Source organism: Klebsiella indica (assembly GCF_005860775.1).
Lineage (GTDB): Bacteria > Pseudomonadota > Gammaproteobacteria > Enterobacterales > Enterobacteriaceae > Klebsiella > Klebsiella indica.
This window is the reverse complement of the sequence record NZ_VCHQ01000015.1, coordinates 154,565-172,473: the sequence shown is the minus strand read 5'-3', so window position 1 is coordinate 172,473 and position 17,909 is coordinate 154,565. Positions and strand designations below refer to the sequence as shown.

At 53.5% G+C, this 17,909-nt stretch carries 16 protein-coding genes; 12 read left to right on the top strand and 4 right to left on the bottom strand.

What is annotated here, in order from left to right; genetic code table 11:
- Positions 1-309: transposase (locus FE839_RS12525; protein ID WP_138361130.1), on the bottom strand; the 309-nt coding region annotated here is incomplete at its 3' end.
- A 433-nt stretch (positions 310-742) separates the two neighbouring features.
- Between FE839_RS12525 and FE839_RS12520 the strand changes: the two genes are divergently transcribed.
- The 12 genes from FE839_RS12520 to focA all read left to right on the top strand — a co-directional run bounded on the left by FE839_RS12520 (position 743) and on the right by focA (position 14,585).
- Positions 743-1,360, top strand: a complete 618-nt coding sequence (locus tag FE839_RS12520; RefSeq protein WP_138361129.1) for a 4Fe-4S dicluster domain-containing protein — start codon at positions 743-745, stop codon at positions 1,358-1,360.
- On the top strand, positions 1,360-3,381 hold the full coding sequence (gene hyfB / locus FE839_RS12515) for a hydrogenase 4 subunit B (protein WP_138361128.1): 2,022 nt from the start codon (positions 1,360-1,362) through the stop codon (positions 3,379-3,381). Before FE839_RS12520 ends, hyfB begins: the two co-directional genes overlap by 1 nt.
- A gap of 10 nt (positions 3,382-3,391) precedes the next feature.
- Positions 3,392-4,339 carry a respiratory chain complex I subunit 1 family protein gene (locus tag FE839_RS12510; protein ID WP_138361127.1) on the top strand — a complete coding sequence of 316 codons (948 nt, stop codon included), beginning with the start codon at positions 3,392-3,394 and terminating at the stop codon, positions 4,337-4,339.
- A gap of 16 nt (positions 4,340-4,355) precedes the next feature.
- A complete protein-coding gene (locus FE839_RS12505) occupies positions 4,356-5,795 on the top strand; it encodes a hydrogenase 4 subunit D (RefSeq protein WP_138361126.1) in 1,440 nt (479 codons plus the stop codon).
- Between the two features lie 11 nt (positions 5,796-5,806).
- Complete coding sequence (gene hyfE, locus FE839_RS12500; protein WP_138361125.1) at positions 5,807-6,457, top strand: hydrogenase 4 membrane subunit; 651 nt, start codon at positions 5,807-5,809, stop codon at positions 6,455-6,457.
- Positions 6,458-6,461: 4 nt separating this feature from the next.
- Positions 6,462-8,054 (top strand): hydrogenase 4 subunit F, encoded by a 1,593-nt coding sequence (gene hyfF, locus FE839_RS12495; RefSeq protein WP_138361124.1) that lies wholly within the window; start codon positions 6,462-6,464, stop codon positions 8,052-8,054.
- A complete protein-coding gene (locus FE839_RS12490) occupies positions 8,041-9,759 on the top strand; it encodes a hydrogenase large subunit (protein ID WP_171034872.1) in 1,719 nt (572 codons plus the stop codon). The genes hyfF and FE839_RS12490 overlap by 14 nt, the downstream gene beginning before the upstream one ends.
- Before the next feature lie 10 nt (positions 9,760-9,769).
- Positions 9,770-10,318, top strand: coding sequence for a hydrogenase 4 subunit H (gene hyfH / locus FE839_RS12485; RefSeq protein ID WP_138361122.1), 549 nt, complete (start codon positions 9,770-9,772; stop codon positions 10,316-10,318).
- Positions 10,315-11,094 carry an NADH-quinone oxidoreductase subunit B family protein gene (locus tag FE839_RS12480; protein ID WP_138361121.1) on the top strand — a complete coding sequence of 260 codons (780 nt, stop codon included), beginning with the start codon at positions 10,315-10,317 and terminating at the stop codon, positions 11,092-11,094. The genes hyfH and FE839_RS12480 overlap by 4 nt, the downstream gene beginning before the upstream one ends.
- Entirely contained in the window at positions 11,075-11,488 is a 414-nt protein-coding gene (locus tag FE839_RS12475; protein ID WP_138361120.1) for a formate hydrogenlyase maturation HycH family protein, read from the top strand. Before FE839_RS12480 ends, FE839_RS12475 begins: the two co-directional genes overlap by 20 nt.
- 111 nt (positions 11,489-11,599) lie before the next feature.
- Complete coding sequence (locus FE839_RS12470; RefSeq protein WP_138361119.1) at positions 11,600-13,612, top strand: sigma-54-dependent Fis family transcriptional regulator; 2,013 nt, start codon at positions 11,600-11,602, stop codon at positions 13,610-13,612.
- Between the two features lie 115 nt (positions 13,613-13,727).
- Positions 13,728-14,585, top strand: coding sequence for a formate transporter FocA (gene focA, locus FE839_RS12465; protein ID WP_138361118.1), 858 nt, complete (start codon positions 13,728-13,730; stop codon positions 14,583-14,585).
- Positions 14,586-14,769: 184 nt separating this feature from the next.
- Here focA and FE839_RS12460 read toward each other — a convergent pair whose 3' ends face one another.
- The 3 genes from FE839_RS12460 to xapA form a co-directional block, all read right to left on the bottom strand.
- Positions 14,770-15,654 carry a LysR family transcriptional regulator gene (locus FE839_RS12460; RefSeq protein ID WP_138361117.1) on the bottom strand — a complete coding sequence of 295 codons (885 nt, stop codon included), beginning with the start codon at positions 15,652-15,654 and terminating at the stop codon, positions 14,770-14,772.
- A 95-nt stretch (positions 15,655-15,749) separates the two neighbouring features.
- A complete protein-coding gene (locus tag FE839_RS12455) occupies positions 15,750-17,006 on the bottom strand; it encodes a nucleoside permease (RefSeq protein WP_138361116.1) in 1,257 nt (418 codons plus the stop codon).
- Positions 17,007-17,073: 67 nt separating this feature from the next.
- Complete coding sequence (gene xapA, locus FE839_RS12450; RefSeq protein WP_138361115.1) at positions 17,074-17,907, bottom strand: xanthosine phosphorylase; 834 nt, start codon at positions 17,905-17,907, stop codon at positions 17,074-17,076.
- Positions 17,908-17,909: the final 2 nt, after the last annotated feature.

Sequence of the window (17,909 nt, the reverse complement as noted above, 5' to 3'; positions counted from 1 at the left end):
ATCCGGGACTTTCTCCGTCAGGCCCATACGCAGGAACCAGCGGTAGGCCACGTTGACCTGGATTTCTTTGACCAGGCGACGCTCAGAGGGGATACCGAAGAGGTAGCCCAGCAGCATCATCTTAATCAGGCGGACGGGGTCAATGGCGGGCCTGCCATTATCGGGGCAGTAGAGATGAGCCACAGCATCGCGAATAAATTCAAAGTCGATGACGGCATCGATTTTGCGGACCAGATGGTCCCCGGGAACGAGTTCGTCGAGGGTGATAGTTTCAAACTGGTACTGCTGTGGGGAGGGTTCTCTGAGCATGGCGGTCAGTCCGTTTATTGCACTGACCTTATTAGATCAAAGTCCTGACTTTTCAGCCAGGACTTTGTCAGCAGTCTGAAAGCGCCCTAAAGGCGCTTTTTTGCTATCAGCGATGTAAAGATTTTTACCTGCCACAGTACACGAGCCGCCCGCGGCAACGATAGGCCCACCTCCCTGTGCTAAACCCGCTAACACGCTATAACCCCCAGACGCTGAAGGCCATAAAAACAGGCTAAAAATTTCAGCAAATTTACGCCTCCAACTACCTCGACAAAAATGCCGAATGTCCCTCCGCCCGAACGTTAATGACCATCACTTTTGCCTCTCCCTTTTGAGAATAAAAACACAACCATTTGATTTTATTAAATTTAAATAATGGCATTGTTTGTGCATTACAAAGCTGAACTTTTTGTTTCTTCGTTAAGGAGCCGACATGAACCGCTTTGTGGTTGCCGATCCTCAGTGGTGCATAGGATGTAACACCTGTCTTGCCGCATGTTCCGAGGTGCATAAAACACAAGGTCTACAACGACATCCAAGACTGGCGATGGTAAAGACGACAACACAAACCGCGCCCATCCTCTGTCGTCACTGTGAGGATGCCCCCTGTAAGCAGGTTTGTCCGGTTAACGCCATCTCCCTTCAGAACGATGCGATTCAACTGAACGAAACACTCTGTATCGGTTGCAAACTTTGCGGTCTGGTATGTCCTTTTGGCGCGATTGTTCCTTCCGGAAGCCGACCAGTAAACGCGCCAGAACAGTTTGCGCATCTGGCGCAAGGAGAGCTTAGCGACACACCGGAAAGCACGCCGTCTCTGCATCCTTTTTTACGTTGGGAGGCGGGGGTACAGGCCATCGCAGTGAAATGCGATCTCTGTTATTTCCTTCCGGAAGGGCCAGCCTGCGTGCGTGCGTGCGTTACTCATGCCCTGCACCTGGTTACCGACGATCTCTTAAAACAGCAGGTGAAACAGAAGCAGCGTCTTACCGCAGAGTATTTGAACGACGGCGGTGTGGCTTCTCTTTCCTTTACTTCGGAAAAATTGTAATGGATGCTCTGCAATTATTGATGTGGTCACTGACGCTGTATCTCGTTGGCGGGGTAGCGTCACTGTTGCTCTGTGGACGGGATAAAAGCGCCATTAATATGGCTGGCATTTGCGCCATGCTCGGCGGCATTGCCGGCATTGCTGGCGCCGTCACGCAGCTCAAATCCGGCACAACGCTAACCTGGCACGCTGTAACCCCCTTCCCCTTCGCTGAACTCAGCGTGCGCATGGACACGCTTTCTGCCTTTATGGTGCTGGTCATTTCACTGTTGGTTACGGTCTGCGCGCTCTATTCGCTGGCTTATATGCGCGAATACATCGGCAAAGGTGCGGCGGTAATGGGCTTTTTTATGAATCTCTTTATCGCATCAATGGTCGGATTACTGGTGATAGACAACGCGTTCTGGTTCATCGTGCTGTTTGAAATGATGTCGCTGGCCTCCTGGTTTCTGGTCATTGCTGAGCAAGATGAAGAATCTATCCGGGCGGGGATGCTCTACTTCTTTATCGCCCATGCGGGATCTGTGCTCATTATGATCGCCTTTTTCCTGTTCTGGCGGGAGACCGACAGCCTCGATTTTGCCAGCTTCCGCCAAACTTCGCTTTCACCTGGCGTGGCATCCGCCATCTTCTTGTTAGCATTTTTCGGCTTTGGCGCCAAAGCCGGGATGTTGCCGCTGCACAGTTGGCTACCGCGCGCCCACCCCGCGGCACCGTCGCACGCCTCGGCCCTGATGTCCGGCGTGATGGTGAAAATCGGTATTTTCGGTATGCTGAAAGTCGGTATCGATCTGCTGGGACATAGCGGCATCGCGCTCTGGTGGGGCATTGTCGTTCTGGCATTCGGTGCCGTATCCTCGGTACTGGGCGTGTTATACGCCCTGGCGGAGCACGATATCAAACGCCTGCTGGCATGGCATACCGTCGAAAATATCGGCATCATCCTGCTCGGCGTTGGCGTCGGGATGATTGGACTATCGCTGCACTATCCCGTGCTGGCGGCGGTTGGCCTGCTGGGCGCCCTCTTTCATCTGCTTAATCACGCCCTGTTCAAAGGTCTGCTCTTCCTTGGCGCCGGTTCAATTATCTGGCGTCTGCACACCCGCGATATGGAAAAAATGGGTGCGCTGGCGAAGCGAATGCCGTGGACCGCAGGCGCGTTTCTTGTTGGCTGCCTGGCGATTTCAGCCATGCCGCCACTCAACGGATTTATCAGCGAGTGGTACACCTATCAGTCACTCTTCGCGATGACCCGCATTGACGACATCGTGCTGCGTCTCGCTGGCCCTGTCGCCATTGTGATGCTGGCAATCACCGGGGCGCTGGCGGCAATGTGTTTTGTCAAAGTGTACGGTATCAGTTTCTGCGGCGCGCCGCGAAGTGAAGCAGCAGAAAAGGCGCAGGAAGCCCCCTGGCAGATGACCGTAGCCATGTTGATACTCGCTGCGCTATGTGTATTAACCGGTGTTTTCGCCTGTTGGGTCGCGCCGCAAATCATGTCTGTCGTGCTTACCTTTACCACCGTTTCGGCCATACCGGCGACCCAGGGCGTAGCGCTCATTCCAGGTGAAATGCATCAAACCCTGCTGACGCCCTCGGCAATCTTCCTGTTGCTTATCGCCCTGCCCATTTTGCCGGGCCTGTTCTGGCTGGTAAACCGTCCACGCCGTGGCGCCTTCCGCCGCACCGGCGAGGCCTGGGCCTGCGGGTACGGCTGGGAGAGTCTGATGGCGCCTTCCGCTGGCAGTTTTACCCAGCCGTTGCGCGTCATGTTCTCCGCGCTTTACCGAATGCGTAAACAACTCGACCCCAGCGCCTCACTTGCCGGAGGGCTGGCACACATGACCCATGTGGCGCAACACACCGAACCGTTCTGGGATGAATACATCATTCGCCCGATAGTACAGACGACACACAGGCTGGCGCAACGCGTACAGCACTTGCAAAGCGGCGATTTTCGCCTTTATTGCCTGTACGTTGTCGCCACGCTGATTGTTCTACTGTTGGCTATTGCCGTCTGAGGAAACCGCTATGACACATCAACTCTCCGACGGATATCTGGTGATTTTTGCCCTGTTACAGGCGCTTATATTGCTGTTGATCACGCCATTATTCACGGGCATTTCACGGCAAATCCGCGCCAGAATGCATTCTCGTCGTGGACCGGGCATCTGGCAGGACTACCGGGACCTCAACAAACTATTAAAACGCCAGGAGGTGGCTCCGGCCTCTTCGGGTCTGATGTTCCGCCTGATGCCCTGGGTGCTGTTGAGCAGCATGCTGGTTGTCACGATGGCGCTGCCGCTGTTTGTCCAGGCGTCGCCTCTTGCTGGCGGCGGTGACATCATCACGCTGATCTATTTGTTTGCCTTGTTCCGCTTCTTCTTTGCTCTTTCCGGCCTGGACACCGGTAGCCCGTTCTCCGGGATCGGCGCCAGTCGTGAACTGACGCTGGGCATTCTGGTGGAGCCGATGCTAATCCTCGCTTTACTGGTCGTCGCGTTAATCTCAGGGTCAACCCATATCGCCGCCATCAGCACCACGCTGGCGTCAGGCTGGCTTTCGCCTGTCGCGACGATGCTGGCGTTACTGTCCTGCGCTTTCGCCTGTTTTATCGAAATGGGGAAAATTCCCTTTGACGTGGCCGAAGCCGAGCAAGAACTACAGGAAGGGCCGCTGACAGAGTACTCCGGTGCCGGACTAGCGTTAGTGAAGTGGGGAGTGGGCCTCAAACAAGTGGTGATGGCATCGCTATTTATCACCCTGTTTCTGCCATTTGGCAGCGCTGAAACCCTCTCTTTCGGCTCTCTGCTGCTCTCCCTGGTCGTCACGCTCATCAAGCTACTGCTGATTTTTGTGATTGCATCCATCGTAGAAAACTCGTTAGCGCGGGGACGATTTTTACTGACGCATCATGTGACCTGGCTCGGCTTCGGCCTTGCCGCACTGTCGTATGTCTTTTGGTTAACCGGTCTGTAAGGAGCATCGTCATATTATGGAAACTCTTGCTCTGACGACACTGTTGCTGCCTTTCGTCGGCGCACTCGTCGTTTCGCTCTCGCCCCAGCGCCAGGCCGCGAAACTGGGCACGCTGTTCGCCTTGCTGGCGACCCTTAGCATGTTGTGGCTTGAAGCGGTTTTTTATCTGGCAGGGAAAGCGGCTGTCACCATTTCCCTCGCCAGTATTGGCGATGTCGTGCTTTTTGGCCTTACCATCGACAGGCTCAGCACGCTGATCCTGTTTGTTGTCGTGTTTCTGGGGCTGCTGGTCGCCCTCTATTCCACCGGCTATTTAACGGAAAAGAACCGCGAGCATCCGCATGACGGCGGCAACCGGTACTATGCGTTTCTGCTGATTTTTATCGGCGCTATGTCCGGGCTGGTACTCTCGTCAACGATTCTCGGTCAGCTGATATTCTTCGAAATCACCGGCGGCTGCTCCTGGGCGTTGATTGGCTACTATCAGAGCGAGAAAGCGCAACGTTCGGCACTGAAGGCGCTTCTGCTTACCCATATCGCCTCTCTTGGGCTCTATCTTGCTGCCGCCACGCTGTTCCTGCAAACCGGCACCTTCTCGTTAAGCGCATTGAGTGAGCTGCAGGGAAATGCCCGTTATCTGGTATACGGCGGCATTCTTTTCGCCGCGTGGGGGAAATCGGCCCAGTTGCCGTTGCAGGCCTGGTTACCCGACGCGATGGAAGCGCCGACACCGGTCAGCGCCTATCTCCATGCAGCATCGATGGTTAAAGTCGGGGTCTATATCTTCGCGCGAGCCATTCTTGAGGGCGGAAATATCCCGCATCTCATTGGCGGGATCGGCGCGGTGATGGCGCTGGTAACCCTTATTTATGGTTTCCTGATGTATCTCCCCCAGAAAGACATGAAGCGTTTGCTGGCCTGGTCGACAATTACCCAGCTGGCGTATATTTTCCTCGCACTCTCACTGGCAACCTTTGGATCGCGTCTCGCATTTGAAGGCGGGGTTGCCTATATCGTCAACCACGCTTTCGCTAAGAGTCTGTTCTTCCTGGTGGCGGGTTCTCTCAGCTATAGCTGCGGGACACGTCTCCTGCCTCGTCTACGCGGCGTTTTGCATACGTTGCCGCTGGCTGGCGTGGGTTTCTGCGTCGCTGCGCTGGCGATTACCGGCGTGCCCCCGTTCAATGGATTCTTCAGTAAATACCCGCTGTTTGCCGCGGGCTTCACCCTTTCAAACCAGTACTGGCTACTGTTGCCCGCCATGATTCTGGTTTTGATTGAATCTGTCGCCAGCTTTGGCTGGTTTATTTACTGGTTTGGGCGCGTAGTGCCAGGCAAGCCGAGCGACGAGGTTGCCCACGCGTCGCCGCTGCCGCTTTCTATGCGCGTGGTGTTGGTCGTACTGATTGTGATGTCGCTTGCATCCAGCGTCATCGCCGCAGCCTGGCTTCAGTAAGGAGGTGAAGGATGAGCGGAACAATGATTGTTAATAATCTGGCGGGCCTGATGATGCTGACATCGCTGTTGGTCATCAGTGTAAAAAGCCACCGCCTTTCATGTGTTTTTTATGCCATCCAGTCATTGGTGCTGGTATCTATCTTCGTCACGTTATCCAGAGTCTTTGCGGCTGAACAATTACTCATGTGGTCCATTGGCGCGTTTATCACCAAAGTGGTCATGGTGCCATTAATTATGGGATTCGCCATGCGCAAATTGACCACGATTAATACGCAACCTGCATTGTTCGGACCCGCCATTATGGCGTTACTGGCAGCGCTCATCGTTCTGCTATGCGCTTTCGTCGTTCAGCCGGTGAATTTACCGATGGCGGTTGACCTCAAGCCCGCGCTGGCGGTGGCGTTAGGCCACTTCCTGTTAGGCCTTCTGTGCATCGTCAGCCAGCGCAATATTCTGCGGCAAATCTTTGGCTACTGTCTGATGGAGAACGGTTCCCATCTGGTACTGGCGCTGCTCGCCTGGCGCGCGCCGGAACTGGTGGAGATCGGGATAGCCACCGACGCGATTTTCGCCGTCATTGTGATGGTTCTGCTGGCCAGAAAGATAGGGCGTGTTCACGGCACGCTGGACGTGAACAACCTGACTGCGCTTAAGGGATAATGAAATGAGTCATTCTGTCATCTTCACCTTACTGTTGCTGGTACCACTGGTTTTCTCGTTATTGTGCTTTGCCTGCCGGATAATGGGAAATGCCGCTGTCGGGACAGTCACCATCCTGCATGCGGCGGGCATAACACTGCTGCTGATTCTGGCGCTATGGACGGTAAATGAAGCTTTACGTGAAGGCGAAATATTCGCCGCACACCAGTGGCTGCATATTGATAGCCTGAGCGGATTGTTTCTGGCGATTCTCGGCGCGATCGGCTTTCTCACCGGTATTTATTCGATTGGCTATATGCGCCACGAAGTCGCGCATGGTGAGATCTCACCGGTCACGCTCTGCGACTACTACGGATTCTTCCATCTCTTTTTATTTACCATGCTGCTGGTGGTCACCAGTAACAATCTGATTGTCATGTGGGCGGCGATCGAAGCCACGACGCTAAGTTCGGCGTTTCTGGTGGGTATCTATGGGCAACGTTCCTCGCTCGAAGCGGCATGGAAGTACATTATCATCTGTACGGTCGGCGTCGCCTTCGGCCTGTTTGGCACGGTGCTGGTCTATGCCAACGCCGCCAGTTTTATGCCCGACCCTAATCAGGCGATTTTCTGGACGGAAGTCCTTAAAGAGGCGACGCGGCTGAATCCAACGCTGATGCTGCTGGCTTTTGTATTTATTCTGATTGGTTTTGGTACCAAAACTGGGCTGTTCCCGATGCACGCCTGGCTGCCGGATGCCCATAGCGAAGCGCCGAGTCCGGTCAGCGCCTTGCTCTCAGCGGTGTTGCTGAACTGCGCATTACTGGTGCTGATTCGCTACTACATCATTATCTGCCATGCCATCGGCAGCGATTTCCCCAGCAAGCTACTGCTTATATTTGGTCTGCTTTCGGTCGCCGTGGCAGCATTTTTTATCCTCGTGCAGCAGGATATGAAACGTCTGCTGGCCTATTCCAGCGTGGAAAATATGGGGCTGATTGCCGTCGCGCTGGGGATTGGCGGTCCGCTGGGCATTCTGGCGGCCCTGCTCCATACCCTCAACCACAGTCTAGCGAAAACCCTTCTGTTCTGCGGTTCGGGGAACGTACTGCTGAAGTACGGCACCCGCAATCTGGATGTCGTCTGCGGTATGCTGAAGATCATGCCCTTTAGCGCCGTGTTACTTGGCGGCGGCGCGCTGGCGCTGGGAGGAATGCCGCCGTTCAACATTTTCCTCAGTGAATTCATGACCGTCGCGGCGGGCCTCGCCCGCGATCATATCGCCATCACCATTTTGCTGTTGCTGCTGCTGACGCTGGTACTGGCAGGGCTGGTGCGCATGGTGGCGCGGGTGCTGTTTGCCCACCCGCCGGAAGCCGTGAGCCGCGGCGAACTGGGCTGGCTGACCACTGCCCCGATGGCCATTCTGCTGGTCATGATGCTGGTCATGGGGACGCATATTCCACACCCCGTAAGCCAGATTCTGGAAAATGCCTCGGCCATTGTCCTTTCAGGCTCGCATGAACAGCCTGTGCAAATAAACGGCTGGCAAGATTTTATGAATCCCACGACCGCCTCAGTACCGGAGAATAAAAGTGAACTATTTGGACAGCGTTAATTTATCTTCAAACTGCGGCGAAACCTGTCTGGCCGCGGTAAAAGCACAGTTTCCCGGCGCCATACTGGAGGAAGAGCGACAGACGCCAACGCAGGTTACGATTACCGTGAAGACTAACCTGCTGCCGGATGTGGTGCATTATCTCTATTACCAGCATGAAGGTTGGTTGCCTGTTCTGTTTGGCAACGACGAGCGTAGCCTGAACGGACATTACGCCGTGTACTATGCGCTCTCAATTGAAGGAAAAGAAAAGTGCTGGATTGTGGTTAAAGCACTGGTTGATGCCGATAGCCGGGAGTTCCCCTCCGTCACACCGCGCGTCCCGGCCGCCGTTTGGGGGGAGCGGGAAATTCGCGACATGTACGGTCTGATTCCTGTCGGCCTGCCGGATCAACGCCGTCTGGTGTTACCGGATGACTGGCCAGACGATATGCATCCGCTACGTAAAGATGCGATGGATTATCGTCTGCGGCCGGAACCGACCACTGATACGGAAACATATTCTTTCATTAACGATGGCGACAATGACGCACGGATTGTTCCCATCGGTCCGCTGCATATCACGTCTGACGAACCGGGCCATTTTCGGCTGTTCGTTGATGGTGAGCAGATTGTCGATGCGGACTATCGCCTGTTCTATGTCCATCGTGGTATGGAGAAACTTGCTGAAACGCGCATGGGTTACAACGAAGTAACCTTTTTGTCGGATCGCGTATGCGGCATTTGTGGCTTTGCGCATAGCGTGGCCTACGCCACATCTGTGGAAAATGCGCTGGGTATTGAGGTTCCGCAGCGGGCACACACCATTCGCTCCGTCCTGCTGGAGGTGGAGCGACTGCATAGTCATCTGCTCAATCTTGGTCTTTCCTGCCATTTCGTCGGCTTTGATACCGGCTTTATGCAGTTTTTCCGCGTACGAGAGAAATCAATGACCATAGCGGAACTGTTAACCGGTTCACGCAAAACCTACGGACTTAACCTGATTGGCGGAATTCGCCGGGATATTCTGAAAGAACAGCGCCTGAAAACGCTGCAACTGGTCAGAGAGATGCGCGCGGAAGTCACTGAGCTGGTTGAAATGCTATTAGACACGCCAAATATTGAGCAGCGCACGCAGGGGGTTGGTATCCTTGACCGGCAGATCGCCCGTGATTTCAGCCCCGTGGGGCCGTTGATTCGCGGCAGTGGCTTCTCCCGCGATCTGCGATTCGATCACCCCTACGCCGATTACGGCAACCTGCCAAAAACGCTGTTCACCTTCGCTGGCGGCGATGTTTTCTCCAGAGTGATGGTCAGGGTCAAAGAGACCTTTGATTCGATGGCGATGATCGAATTCGCCCTCGACAACTTGCCCAACACGCCGTTGCTCACAGAAGGCTTCAGCTATCGTCCGCACGCCTTCGCGCTTGGCTACGTTGAAGCGCCGCGTGGCGAAGACGTTCACTGGAGTATGCTCGGCGATAATCAGAAACTGTTTCGCTGGCGATGCCGCGCCGCCACCTATGCCAACTGGCCGGTACTGCGCTACATGTTACGCGGAAACACGGTTTCTGACGCGCCGTTGATTATAGGTAGCCTCGATCCCTGCTATTCATGCACTGACCGTGTGACGCTGGTCGACGTTCGTAAACGTCAGTCCAGGACCGTGCCATATAAAGAGATCGAACGTTATGGCCTGGAGCGAAATCGCTCACCGCTAAAGTAAGGACAGAAAAATGCTGAAATTACTGAAAACAATCATGCGGGCCGGCGAACCGACGGTGAAATACCCTTTTGCCCCACTGGAAGTCTGCCCTGGTTTTCGCGGAAAGCCTGAGCTGGATCCGCGCCAGTGTATTGCTTGTGCGGCCTGCACCTCCGCCTGTCCGGCCAATGCTCTGACAATGGAAACGGACGATAAAAATAACACCCGGACCTGGCAACTCTATCTGGGGCGGTGCATTTATTGTGGGCGCTGTGAAGAAGTGTGCCCTACCCGGGCAATACGTCTGTCGGAAAACTTTGAGCTCGCCGTCACCAATAAGACGGATCTCTATACGCGCGCCACCTTCCGTTTGCAGAAATGTACGCGCTGCCAGCGGCCCTTCGCGGCGGAAAAATCTATTGAGATGGCGGTAGAGCTACTGGCGCAACAGCAACATACCCCGGACCTTCTGGAAACGCTGCGTCAACAGGCATGCATTTGCCCGGAATGCCGACGCCATGCCGCGTTATTTCATGGCGGCAGTGAAAATATTTCCTTTGCGATTAAGGAAAAACTATGACGACCTCGTTTGAAACGCATCGCCATCATGTCAGCCAGCCCATCACCCTGGATGACCAGGCGCAGAAAATGAAACAGCTGCTTCTGCAGGACATTCGCCGCTCAGCGTATGTTTATCGGGTGGATTGCGGCGGTTGCAACGGCTGTGAAATTGAAATTTTCTCAGCCATTACGCCGCTGTTTGATGCCGAACGCTTTGGGATCAAAGTCGTCGCGTCGCCGCGCCATGCCGATATTCTGCTGTTTACCGGCGCGGTAACGCGCGCCATGCGCATGCCTGCGCTGCGGGCGTATCATTCGGCGCCGGACCATAAGATATGCCTCTCCTACGGTGCCTGCGGCGTCGGTGGCGGTATTTTCCACGATCTTTATTGCGTGTGGGGAGGCAGCGACACAATCGTGCCTATCGATGTGTGGATTCCGGGCTGCCCTCCGACGCCTGCCGCCACGATTCATGGTTTTGCGGTCGCGCTTGGCCTGCTTCAGCAAAAGATCCATGCGGTCGATTATCTGGAGGCCGCCGCCGAATCCCCCCAACTCCTGTGGCCGCACATTCCTCCCGCACAGCGTGTTGCCGTAGAACGCGAAGCCAGACGTCTTGCGGGATACCGTCAGGGAAGGGAAATATGCGATCGGCTTTTCACGGTACTTACCCGCGATCCCACCGGAAAGCAGGTTGAACACTGGCTCCGGGAAGCGAACGATCCACGACTGAATGATATTGTCCATCAATTATTACTGACGGTTCGGGGGGGATATGACGGAAAACAGCGGTGAGATCGTCTTCTGGACGCTGCGGAAAAAGTTTATCGACAGCAGTGTCTCCATGCCAGAGAAAAGTCGTCAGGTTATGTATTACTCACTGGCGATTGGCCATCATGTCGGCGTGATTGATTGTCTCAATGTAGCGCTGCGTTGCCCTCTGCAGGAATACCGTGAATGGATTGACTTGTTAAGTGATGAGCAGGCGCGGCGAAAAATGGCTGGCGTCTTAACCTTTGGGGAAATTGTAATTGATGCGTCGCACACCGCCATGCTGACTCACGCCTTCGCGACGCTGGCTGACGATGGCGCGGCCCCCAGGAAATCGCTGAGTATCCAGTTTATTCATTTGTTGGATGATATTGTTCGCGAACCCGCCATTTATCTGATGGCAAAAAAGATCTCGTGAGAAGGATAACATTACAAAATGAAGGGATAGGCTATAGTATTATAAGGCCAGGATAATCAATCTAACGCGCCATCGTTACGTGGAATGTCCCTTCATTAAAAAGGACTCTTGATGACTATGTTTGACGAGGCAACTCCTGCCCCGCCTGAAGAGATACCGCAAGATAATCTCATCAATGCACTGTTACAGTTTTTGACTCAGCAGAATGATAAGGCGTCTCTGTTGCGCGCTTTCATTCCGCTCCCGCCCTCTTTTCGTACTGTACAGCTTATTGAGCTCCACATTATTGGCAGCGAGATTTGGTATCGTTGCTTTGATGACGGAAGCGACGAGACGGCAACAGAAGCCTGGCAAGGTGACTACGCAGACTGTTCGCGACATGTGGTGCAGCCTGACAATGCCCTGATGATAGAACTGCGTTTCATTTGTATCACTGGCGACCCGTTCTCACCCCAGGATATCATGCTGTTCAACTGGCTAACGCGCATCATCACGCCCGTTCTCGCCGCGATGATTGAACAAACCAAACAGCGGGTAACGCTACAGGCAGTGGCGAAAGAGCGCGATCATCACCGGGTGCTGGTCGATATCACCAATTCTGTTCTGTCCCATCTCGATCTGGAAGAACTTGTCGCCGACATCGGCAACGAAATTCATCATTTCTTTGGCACAACATCCGTGAGTCTGGTTTTGCGTGATAGCCGACAGGCGGATAAGTTCCATGTGTGGTGCACCCACTTTTCAGATTCGGAGCCTGAGTACACGCAATATCATCTGCCTGGCAGCAGCGAGATTCTCATGCAAACGCTGCGTGAGAACCAGCATCGCTTACTTCATCTTGCTGAAGATCCGGCCCTGTGGCAACGGGACGCTTTGCTGGAGAAAATCGCGGAACGGGGCCTGGAAGCCGCAGTGATACTCCCAATGACCTTCGGCAATCGTACGCCAGGCATACTGTTCCTGGCACATACTTCAGCCAGTGTATTTAGCAAAGAAAATTGTGAATTACTGCAGCATATTGCCGATCGCATCGCTATTGCTGTCGATAATGCCAACGCCTGGCGCAATATGACAGAGCTGAAGGAAAGTCTTAAACAGGAGAATCGCCAGCTCAGCGAGCAGTTATTTTCCAGCCAGGGGATGGGCGATATTATTTATAAAAGCCGGGCTATGGACGAGCTGCTACAGCAGGTCGAAATTGTGGCGCAAAGCGACAGCACGGTTCTCATCTGCGGAGAAACCGGAACCGGCAAAGAAGTTATCGCCCGCGCCGTACATCAGTTAAGTCTGCGGCGCGATAAACCACTGGTGAAAATTAACTGCGCCGCCATCCCCGCCAGCCTGCTGGAAAGTGAATTATTTGGCCACGATAAAGGGGCCTTTACCGGCGCAATTAACACCCATCGCGGTCGTTTTGAGATTGCCGATGGGGGTACGCTGTTTCTTGATGAGATCGGCGACCTTCCATTAGAGCTACAGCCCAAATTATTGCGCGTATTACAGGAAAGGGAAATTGAGCGCCTCGGCAGCAATAAAACTATTCCGGTTAATGTCAGAGTCATTGCCGCCACCAATCGTGACTTATGGCAAATGGTTGAAGACAGGGAGTTTCGCAGCGATCTTTTTTATCGGCTTAATGTCTTCCCTCTGGAATTACCGCCGTTGCGCGAGCGGCCGGAAGATATTCCTCTGCTGGCGAAATATTTTACGCAAAAAATGGCGAAACGGATGAATCGTACCATTGATAGCATCTCCTCCGAAACGCTCCAGCAACTGATGTCATGGGACTGGCCTGGTAATATACGGGAACTGGAAAACGTTATTGAACGCGCCGTGTTGCTCACTCGCGGCACCACCCTGAATTTACATCTTAATACCCCGCAAACTCACCTGTTGCCGTCTTTAAGTCATGACGTTCAGCCGCGAGGTTCAATGGCGCAAATGTTAAATCCCGCCGCGCCGGAAACCGATGAAGAGGAACGCCAGCGAATTATCCAGGTGCTCAGGGAGACGAATGGTATTGTCGCCGGGCCGCGCGGCGCGGCAACCCGCCTGGGGATGAAGCGCACGACCCTGCTGTCGCGGATGCAGCGTCTGGGCATTGCCGCACGGGAAGTACTCTAGCGGTTGTAAAGTGAAATGGATCACATATTAGCACCGAATGACGAAGGCATTCTGGTACGCACTATGCATATATGAAGGTAATCATGCATGTCTTAATGTAATCCAGGAGCCTTCGATGAAGAATGATATTTCTTTCGATTTGCGCATGCCCGCAGAAATGGCAAAAGTCGCGGAACAGGCCGGTGTCTATAAAGTTTCCAAGAGAAAAGATCTCGCATTTTTTCTGGCTATAACCGCGGGAGTCTTTATTTCTATTGCCTTTGTTTTTTATATCACGGTAACCACGGGGGCAACGCCGGCAACATCATTAACAAAACTCGCCGGTGGCCTCTGTTTTACACTCGGTCTGATTCTGGTTGTCGTATGTGGTGCCGATCTTTTTACGTCGACAGTAATGACGGTCATGGCGAAAGCCAGCGGCTTAATTAGCTGGCGGCAGTTAATTGTGAACTGGATTATTGTTTATTTCGGCAATCTTGTCGGGGCGCTCTTTTTTGTTTTGTTGATCTGGTTTTCCGGACAAGCCATGAGCAGCAATGGCTTATGGGGGCTCAATGTTCTGCAAACCGCCGATCATAAAATGCACCATACCTTTATTGAGGCGGTCTGCCTGGGGACGTTGTGTAATTTAATGGTTTGCCTTGCCGTCTGGATGAGTTATTCCGGCCACTCTCTGACGGACAAAATCGTCGCAATGTTGTTGCCTATCGGCATGTTTGTCGCCAGTGGCTTTGAGCACAGTATTGCCAATATGTTTATCATCCCGCTGGCGATCGTGATTCGCGACTTTTCCCCCGATCAATTCTGGAGTATGACGCAGACCACAGCGGATAATTTCCCGATGCTGACGGTGCATAATTTTATTATCGATAATTTAATCCCGGTAACCATCGGCAATATTATCGGCGGCGGCGTTCTGGTCAGTATTACCTACTGGATAATCTATTTGCGCGAACAGAAACATGAACATTAAGCTATCGCCCCCGCGAGGCGCCTTATTCTGAAGTCAGGCGCCCGCGTCTGAAAAATACGATTCAAAGTCCGGACAACCGTTCGGACTTCAGATGGATATCTCAGTCTGCGAGTCCGTCGGGAGCGTTTTGCGTCTGCCCAGGCCGGGTAACGCGCTCATTTCCCTCGCCCGCGGCATACGGCATTCAATTCGTCAGCACTGAGACCATTTTCTCCAGAGCGGGGGTCACCTGCTGGTGGTCATATACGATGTATAAATCGGCCGGAATACGCTCCTCCAGTGGACGAAACACGACGCCAGGCCATTGCATCTGCGCATAGCTATCGGCGATCAGTGTGATACCCATTCCCATGCTGATCATCGCCAGAACCGTTTGCGGCTCCATCACTTCGCGGACAATCATCGGCAAAAATCCCGCCCGCTGACATACGCGTTGCAAAAACGTCCAGTCGGTATGTATTGACGGCATAGTGACAAAATATTCGTTACGCAGCAACGCAAGAGGGATCTCCTCAAGCACGGTAAGTGAGTGCTCTTCCGGCATTGCAACCAGAAAAGAGGATTCATGCAAACGCTGGCTGGTAAACCCTGGAGAAGGCTCTATTGCCATTCGCCAGATCCCGGCGTCCAGCTCCCGTCGTTCCAGCATCGCCATCTGCATAGCAGGCATGTTCTCTCTAAAAAGGACTTCAACATTCGGATTTTCCTGCAAAAAATGGCGCATCGCCAGGCGCATGTTTCCCCACATTGCCGTGCCGATCACACCTAATTCTATCCGCCCCGCTTCACCCCTCCCAATCTGCTCCACTCGCGCCAGGGCCTGGTTCGCGTTGGTAAGCAGACGGCGGGATTCCTCCATCAGAATTTTTCCGGCATGCGTCAACGCCACGCTGCGGGAATGACGAACAAACAACGGCGTACCGAGGTGCTGTTCCAGATCTTTAATATGAATACTCAGCGGAGGCTGCGACATATTCAGGCGGGCGGCCGCTCGTCCAAAATGCAGCTCTTCTGCGACAGCAAGAAAGTAGCGCAATAACTTCAGATCGATACGATGCGTGCGTTCCATATGTAATGCGTTCCTGAGCGGAAGAGAATACGCAAAGTTACCACATGGCATCATAGAAAATGAAACGGCGGGGAAATGACCCCGCCACCGGAAAGCTACGGCGCCATTTCTTTCTTCGTCAACGCCTCAGGCTCATGCCGCTCTCGGAAAAATAGCGCAAAAAGAACCGCCACCGCCAACGCATAGGCCGCAAACACCAGCCAGATGGTCTGCCAGTCCTTCACGCCATCGACAGAGAAATAATCCACCGCCATGCCGCTCAGAATTGACCCCAGCCACGCGCCGAAACCGTTCACCATTGTCATAAACAGCCCTTGCGCGCTGGCACGAATGTCTGGACTGACGCTCTGCTCCACGAACACCGATCCCGAAATATTAAAGAAATCAAATGCGCACCCGTAGACGATCATCGACATCAGCAGTAGCACAAAACCGAGCGGAGAAGGATCGCCAAAAGCAAAGAAACCGAAGCGCAACGTCCACGCCAGCATACTCATCAGCATCACTGTTTTAATGCCAAAGCGCTTAAGAAAGAACGGAATAGTGAGAATAAAACCGACTTCCGCCATCTGCGAAACCGAAAGCAAAATAGAGGGATACTTCACCACAAAACTATCTGCAAACGCCGGATAGCGGGCAAAATCATGCAGGAACGGGTTACCAAAGACATTCGTAATTTGCAACACCGCCCCCAGCATCATAGCGAACAGGAAGAAAATCGCCATTCGCGCATTTTTAAACAGCACCAGGGCATCCAGCCCCAGTTTACTGGCAAACGTTGCCGCCGATTTTTTCCCGGCAACAGGGATTTTTGGTAGCGTAAACGCATACATCGCCAGAAATAACGAAGCGCCAGAGGCGATATACAGTTGCGCGCTGCTCAGTTCCAGTCCCATCAGGCTCACCGTCCACATCGCGACAATAAAACCCATGGTGCCAAATACGCGAACTGGTGGAAATGCGGTCACCGGATCCTGGCCAGACTGCGCCAGACAAGCGTAGGAGACACTGTTGGACAACGAGATCGTCGGCATATAGGCCATCGCGTTAATGAGCATCACCCAAAACATCGTCTCCGGGTCGGTAACGGTCGTCGCATAAAGCAACACCCCGGCGCAGACCAGATGGCAGAGCATATAGGCGCGTTCCGCACGTAACCATTTGTCGGCAATGATCCCCATAACGCCCGGCATAATAATCGCTGCCAGTCCCTTGGAACTATAAATCATACCGACATTCGCCCCGGTGAAATGCAGGGTGTTGATCATGTAAGAACCCAGAGTTACCAGCCAGCTTCCCCAGATAAAATACTGCAAAAACGACATGAGCTTTAAGCGAGATACGATACCCATTTTCCGTTCCTTGCCCTTAAAGTAAAACTCCGCAAATGGGAGCAATATTATTGGTGTTATGGTTTATTCAGACCAGTTTGCGCAGGAAGCCGCAGATCAGGTTGATAAAGTTCTGCCGGGAAAGTTCTGCCGCCGCCAGGGTTTGCGCATGAGATAATTTCACATCCCCCAGACCTTCAGCCAGATTGGTGATTGCCGCGACGGCCACCACTTTCAACCCGCAATGACGGGCCGTAATCACTTCCGGTACCACGGACATCCCCACCACGTCGCCGCCAATAATCTGCATCATGCGAATCTCTGTCGCGGTTTCAAAATTAGGCCCCGAATAAGAAACAAACACACCTTCGGTAAGCGGAAAACCTTCTTCGGCCGCAACACGCTGCAAAATGGCGCGATAATCCGCGTCATAGGCATTGGCCATAGAAAAGAAACGCTCGCCGAAGCGTTCATCATTCAGGCCAACCATTGGCGTCCCCGGCATGGTGTTAATGTGATCGCTTAACGCCACCAGACTGCCGGGCCCGGTTTCCGGGCGTAAAGAGCCCGCCGCGTTAGTGCAGAACAGCAATTCACACCCCAGAAGTTTTAGCGTCCGGATGGCATCGGTCATCACCGTCATGCCACGCCCTTCATAGAAATGCCCGCGACCTTTCATACATGCGACAGGAACGCCAGCCAAATAGCCGAGTACCAGTTCACCTGCATGTCCATGCACGGTACTGACAGGGAATCCCGGCAGCTTCTCGTAAGAAATCGCCACGGCATCGTCAATTTGTTCTGCCAGCGCCCCGAGGCCTGAGCCAAGAATAAACGCGACCCGCGGCGTAAAATCTGGCTTATAGCCGCGAATAATGTCTGCGCTATACCACGGGTTCTGTGAGAAAAGAGAATGGCTCATGA